Source organism: Phytoactinopolyspora endophytica, from assembly GCF_004138495.1.
In the GTDB taxonomy this organism is placed as follows: domain Bacteria; phylum Actinomycetota; class Actinomycetes; order Jiangellales; family Jiangellaceae; genus Phytoactinopolyspora; species Phytoactinopolyspora endophytica.
On record NZ_ML142870.1, the window covers coordinates 104,961 to 110,527 of the forward strand.

The 5,567-nt window shown below is 67.1% G+C and carries 6 protein-coding genes; 2 read left to right on the forward strand and 4 right to left on the reverse strand.

What is annotated here, in order from left to right; genetic code table 11:
* Nucleotides 1-49 precede the first annotated feature (49 nt).
* From ELR45_RS29955 to ELR45_RS29965, 3 genes are all read right to left on the reverse strand, one after another.
* On the reverse strand, nucleotides 50-1,180 hold the full coding sequence (locus ELR45_RS29955; RefSeq protein WP_129669557.1) for a hypothetical protein: 1,131 nt from the start codon (nucleotides 1,178-1,180) through the stop codon (nucleotides 50-52).
* A gap of 223 nt (nucleotides 1,181-1,403) precedes the next feature.
* A complete protein-coding gene (locus ELR45_RS29960; protein WP_129669558.1) occupies nucleotides 1,404-2,330 on the reverse strand; it encodes an SPFH domain-containing protein in 927 nt (308 codons plus the stop codon).
* Nucleotides 2,318-2,764, reverse strand: a complete 447-nt coding sequence (locus ELR45_RS29965; protein ID WP_129669559.1) for an NfeD family protein — start codon at nucleotides 2,762-2,764, stop codon at nucleotides 2,318-2,320. Before ELR45_RS29965 ends, ELR45_RS29960 begins: the two co-directional genes overlap by 13 nt.
* A 170-nt stretch (nucleotides 2,765-2,934) precedes the next feature.
* Here ELR45_RS29965 and ELR45_RS29970 point away from each other — a divergent pair, with 170 nt between their 5' ends.
* Nucleotides 2,935-3,609 (forward strand): GntR family transcriptional regulator, encoded by a 675-nt coding sequence (locus ELR45_RS29970; protein ID WP_205857544.1) that lies wholly within the window; start codon nucleotides 2,935-2,937, stop codon nucleotides 3,607-3,609.
* Nucleotides 3,610-3,662: 53 nt separating this feature from the next.
* On the opposite strand, the gene ELR45_RS29975 is transcribed toward ELR45_RS29970, so the two are convergent.
* Entirely contained in the window at nucleotides 3,663-4,865 is a 1,203-nt protein-coding gene (locus ELR45_RS29975; RefSeq protein WP_129669580.1) for a metal-dependent hydrolase family protein, read from the reverse strand.
* Nucleotides 4,866-5,239: 374 nt separating this feature from the next.
* Here ELR45_RS29975 and ELR45_RS29980 point away from each other — a divergent pair.
* A partial coding sequence (locus tag ELR45_RS29980) for an NAD(P)/FAD-dependent oxidoreductase (protein ID WP_165368229.1) occupies nucleotides 5,240-5,567 on the forward strand: 328 nt, incomplete at its 3' end.

The following is a 5,567-nucleotide window of genomic DNA, read 5'->3' on the forward strand; positions in this document are numbered from 1 at the left end:
CCGGTGCTGAGACTCCCGAGCCGTCCTCAGAGCAGCGGGTTCCCCGGTCCTATGTCAACACACCGGTCAGCCGGTCGTAGCGAAGAACTGTCGAACGGCTCTCAGCAGCGTTCTGTAGTCCTTTAACACGGATGTTCAGGACACCGAGCTGGACCCGGTCGTTGGTGCTGACCCGCAGCCATGGCTCGCCCGCGCGTAGTACAGAGACCTCGTCGACCAACGTGTCGTCGCGTCCGGCAGCTATCGCGTAGGCAGGCCCGGCCGGCGGCTCGATATCGAGGCCACCGTCCTCGCGGATGGTCACCGTGACGACAAGATCGCCACGTCCGTCGTTCGCATCGCCGATGAAGTCGTAGATCGACGCGGGTTCACCGACGTAATGCCTCAGCCGTCCGAGCCCGGTCACATCCATCCCGTTGTAGAAGGTACGGCCCTCGGCATCGAGCCAGAAGTGTGGGTTGTGCGTGGGCGACCCGAAGTCAGGACCGGAGTTGTAAGAGATGTGCCAGTGCGGTGGGTTGTCCGAGTGCAGCGTGTTGTTGGTCTCGAAACCCATGAGGACGAAACGATGCCCCTTCGCAGCGGCCGTCTCGGTCATCCCCGAGTCACGCCAGATCTCATGCGCCGCCACAACCTGGTGGATGACGGACTTCACCTGTCCCGCCGGCCATGCGACCGTGGTCCATGGCCCGGCTACACGATCAGGGTCGTTGTGCTCGATCCGCCAATACATGCCCGGCGAGATGTCCGGGTGGCTCCATACCTGGATCGTCGGCTGATTCGCGTTGATCGACTCCTGGATGACCGGGAGCGTGAAGCTGAAACTGTGCCGGTCCGCGGGATCGCGCCGGAGGTCGAGGTGGGTGTCCTGGTGAACCACCGTCTCCACCGCCACCTCCGGCCAGCGCACGGTCACGTCGATTCCCGAGTCGTTCGGCGGGCCCTGGACGAACGTGTAGTACTCCGCGCGGCTGGCCACGGAGTACGTGTCACCGGGCACGATCTCGTAGCCGGCGGGCAACGTGATCTCCGGACGGCCAGGCGTATCGGGTCGTGCCCGGACGATGCGGAACGCGGCGTAAGCCTGGTCTTGCGCGGTAGCGATGCGGGGAAGAGCAAGCGCCACGCCCGTGGCCGACGCCCCCGCGAGCAGAGTCCGACGGGTCAGAGGTGCAGACATGCGAGGACCTTCTCTCGTCAGCCGATCACCGGTCCGTTCGATCATCCGATCCCGGCCGAACACGAGGGCGTCTCGGATCTGAACAGCAGCCGAAACTTGAGCCACACCGCGACAGTCCGCCATGGCGATTCACCGTGGCTGTTGCGACCATGTGCCGAGTCGTCGTGCTATAACCCCCCGGATTATTTCATGGTGCCTCGCAATAACCCGTTCGCAGCCACCTCTAGCCGGCGCCGGGTTCGTCCAGCTCCGGTGGCGTGCTCGGCGCGGGCTCATCGGACTCGCGTGCCGGCTCTGGACCCGGCTCGCCGCCGTCGTTCTTCTCGGTGAACGCTTTGGAGACGCTCTGCAGCGCGGTGGTGACCTCGCTGGGGATCACCCAGAACGTATTCCCTTCGCCCTTGGCGAGCTCGGGCAGCACTTGCAGGTACTGGTAGGCCAGCAGCTTCGGGTCCGGGTCGTTGCGGTGGATCGCGCCGAAGACCGTGTCGATCGCCTTCGCCTGACCGTCCGCGCGGAGGATCGCCGCCTCCTTGTCACCCTCGGCGGTGAGGATGCGGGCCTGCCGGGCACCCTCGGCGGTGAGGATCGCCGCCCGCTTCTCCCGCTCGGCGCGCATCTGCTTCTCCATCGAGTCCTTGATCGACGGTGGCGGGTCGATCGCCTTGAGCTCGACCCGGTTGACACGGATGCCCCACTTGCCGGATGCCTCGTCGAGCACACCGCGGAGTGTGGAGTTGATGTGCTCCCGCGAGGTGAGCGTCTTCTCCAGGTCCATGCTGCCGATGACGTTGCGTAGCGTGGTCACGGTGAGCTGCTCGATGGCCTGAATGTAGTCCGCGATCTCGTACGCCGCGGCCTTCGGGTCGGTGACCTGGAAGTAAAGCACGGTGTCGATGTGTACGACGAGGTTGTCCTCGGTGATCACCGATCGGGGCTCGAACGAGATCACTTGCTCACGCAGGTCGATCAATGGCCTGGGCCGGTCGACGAACGGAATGACGACGTTCAGCCCGGGCTGCAGAGTCCGCAGGTAGCGGCCCAGCCGCTCCACGTTGCTTGCTCTCGCCTGAGGCACGATCCGCACGGTTCTGACCACCAGCACAACGGCGAGCAGAGCGATGACAAGACCGACGATCAGCTCGGCCATGGATCCTCCTGGGGGTGGACGAGCGCGGTGGCGCCCTCGATGGCGAACACATCCACGGTGGTTCCTACCGGGATGGTCAGATGCGGGTCGTACGCGCGGGCGGACCACTCCTCCCCACCGATCCGGACCAGGCCGGAGTCCTTGCCGACCTCGGCCAGCACGAGCGCCTCCCGGCCGACGAGCGCGGCAGTGCCGGACTGCATGGACGGTGCGCTGGTGAGATGCCGCCGGGCCACCGGCCTGACGACAGCGAGCATCAGGGTGGCGGTGGCGGCGAAGGCGAGCAGCTGGAAGCCTATGCCCAGGCCGACGGCGGCCACGCCGGCCGCGACGAGGGCGGCAGACGCCAGCAACAACAGGTCAAGTGTGGCTGTCAGGAGCTCGGCCGTGCCGAGCGCCCCAGCGACGATCAGCCATACGATCCAGGCCTGCATATGCCTCACCCGCTCCGGGGGAGATGCCCTCTTCTTTGAAAGGTACTCCGCTATGCAGGCCCACCGCCAGGGTAATATGGCATATACTACAAACTATCACCGGCGGCACTGAAGGCGCTGGAGACAGCAAAGCGTCGCAACGTCGGGCGCTGTGACCCGAGGAGTGAACGGTGACGATCCGAACGTCGGCTATCCGGCGCATCGAACACGCCTCGAGCCTGCGCGCCGAGGTCGAACGGGCGCTCTCCGCAGCCATCGTCTCCGGCGAGCTCGAGCCCGGGGCGCTCGTCTCGGTCCCCACGCTCGCCGCGCAGTTCGCGGTCTCCGCGACGCCCGTCCGCGAGGCCATGCTCGACCTCGAGAAGCGAGGCTTCGTCGAGCCGGTGCGGAACAAGGGGTTCCGGGTCACCCACGTCGGCGAGGACGACCTGCGACAAGTCGTCCAGGTGCGACGGTGGCTCGAGGTACCGGCGATGAGCCTCGTCACGGAGAGCTTCCCGACGGACCGGCTCGACCACTATCGAGAGCTGGCCGACCGCATCGTCACGGCCGCCGCCGCGGCGGACTTCTCGGAGTATCTGGCCGCTGACACCGACTTCCACCTCGCTCTTCTCGAGCTGACCGGCAACCAGCGGCTGGTGGACATCGTCGCCGATCTGCGCCGCCAGACCCGCCTGGTGGGGCTCGCCGACATGAAGAACACCGTCGAGCTCAAACACTCCGCCCAGGAGCACCACGCCCTCCTCGATCTCCTGGTCGACGGCCGTGCCGACGACGCCGAGGCGCTGATGCACAAGCACATCGGCCACATCCTCGGCTGGTGGGCAGGCCGCACCGAGGACTGATCCCATGATCATCAACTCTTCAGACCGGTTATACCGCGGTCACCGGTTGATGATCATGGGCAGATGGATCCGCCCTGGATGACCGTGCGCGGCCGCGCCTCATCCCACAGCACCGCTGGGTCCGCGGTCGGGTCACCGTCGAGCAGGACCAAGTCGCCGGCGCAGCCCTCCGCGATCCGCCCCACGTCGCTCCGGCCAAGCAGCTCCGCGTTCACAGAGGTCAGCGAGCGCAGCACGTCGAACACCGGATCCACGTCGAGCTGCAGCCGGATGCCGTGCAACTGCTCGTCGGCGAGCGGGCCCATCAGATCGCTGCCGAACCCGATCCGTACCCCCTCGGCGCGGGCGATCTCGATCGCCCGCTGACCGGCCGCCAGCACCTCGGCGTTCTTCGCCTTCGACACAGGGTGCAGGTTCACGTCGTCGCCACGCCGGTTCATCGCGTCGTAGGCGACCAGAGTCGGCACCAGGAACGCCGCATGCTCGGCCATCAGGCGTGCCGCCTCCGCGTCCAGCAGGTTGCCGTGCTCGATCGAGCGCACGCCGTTGGTCACCGAATGCACGATCGCCTCGGCCGAGTACGCGTGCGCCGCCACATAACTGCCGCGCCGGGTGGCCTCGTCGGCGACCGCGGCCACCTCAGCCGCCGAGTACTGCGGCACCCGGATCGGATCGGTCAGCGAGATCACACCGCCCGAGGCCATGATCTTGATCGCGTGGGCACCGGTCCGGAACCGTTCGCGGACCGCCCGGCGCACCGCGTCGACGCCGTCGACGATCTCGTTCATATGTCCGTGCCCGAAGCAGACGTCCAACTCCGGGGAACGCGGATCACCATGCCCGCCGGTCTGGCTCAGAGCGGGCCCGGTGTAGAGGTAGCGCGGCGCAGCCAGCAGCCCCTCCTCGATCGCCCATGCCAGTCCGATATCACCACCGGCCACATCCCGGACCGTGGTGAACCCGCGACGCAGCGCCGCGCCCAACCGGGCGGACGCGTTCAGGCTCACGTAGCTCAGCGGCCGGGTCTCCAGCTCCAGCCCGCCCATGGCGGAGGCGTAGGCATGGAAGTGGGCGTCGATCATCCCAGGTATCAGCGCCCGTCCGTGCGCATCGACGACCCGCTCGGCCCGGCTGACGCCCGACGCACCCACCTCGCGGATGACGCCGTCGGCAATCCGGACGTCGGCCTCCCGCAACCCCTCAGTCTCGCCGTCGAAGACCGCTGCGTTCGTAACCGTCAGATCGCCACCACTCATGTCGTCCTTCTCCTCCTCGGCCGGTCGGGCTGGCACGGTGTACGCCGTCGCGCCGCCCTTCAAGGCGACAGATGACGCGATCATTGCACAGCCAAACCGCGAGAACAGCACAGCCGCACCGGGAGAAATTTGACATGTGACATATTACTCTCCACCATCGTGTAGACCGCCTCACTCATCGCGGAGGGCCGAATGGACCGGCGAGCGCTCGCTTCGCGAACCAGCGTTGTCGTCGCGATAGGCACAGTCACCACCGCCAGTTGCTCCGAATCCGACATCATGAATGTGGACACTCGATTGAAGGACCTCGTAACGGGGGTCATCATCCTCGCTGCCGTGGCGCTCGCCGCGGTCGGCAACCGGAGGCGTTAGCCATGGACGTCATCGTCATCGGGGCCGGCATCGTCGGGGCGGCGGTCGCGCGGTGCCTCGCCCGGGCCGGCGTCGGGGTCACCGTCGTCGAGCGCGGCGCCGCGGCCTCCGGCACATCATCGTCGGGCGAAGGCAATGTTCTCGTCTCGGACAAGGAACCGGGGCCGGAGCTGGTCCTCGCCCAGTACTCCGCGCGGATGTGGCCGACCGTCGCCACCGAGCTCACCGACGAGCTGGGCCCGCGCTTCCCGTCCATCGAGCTCGACCTGAAGGGCGGCCTGGTGGTCGCGACCACCGCGGCGGGGGCGGAGCCGCTGCTGGAGTTCGCGG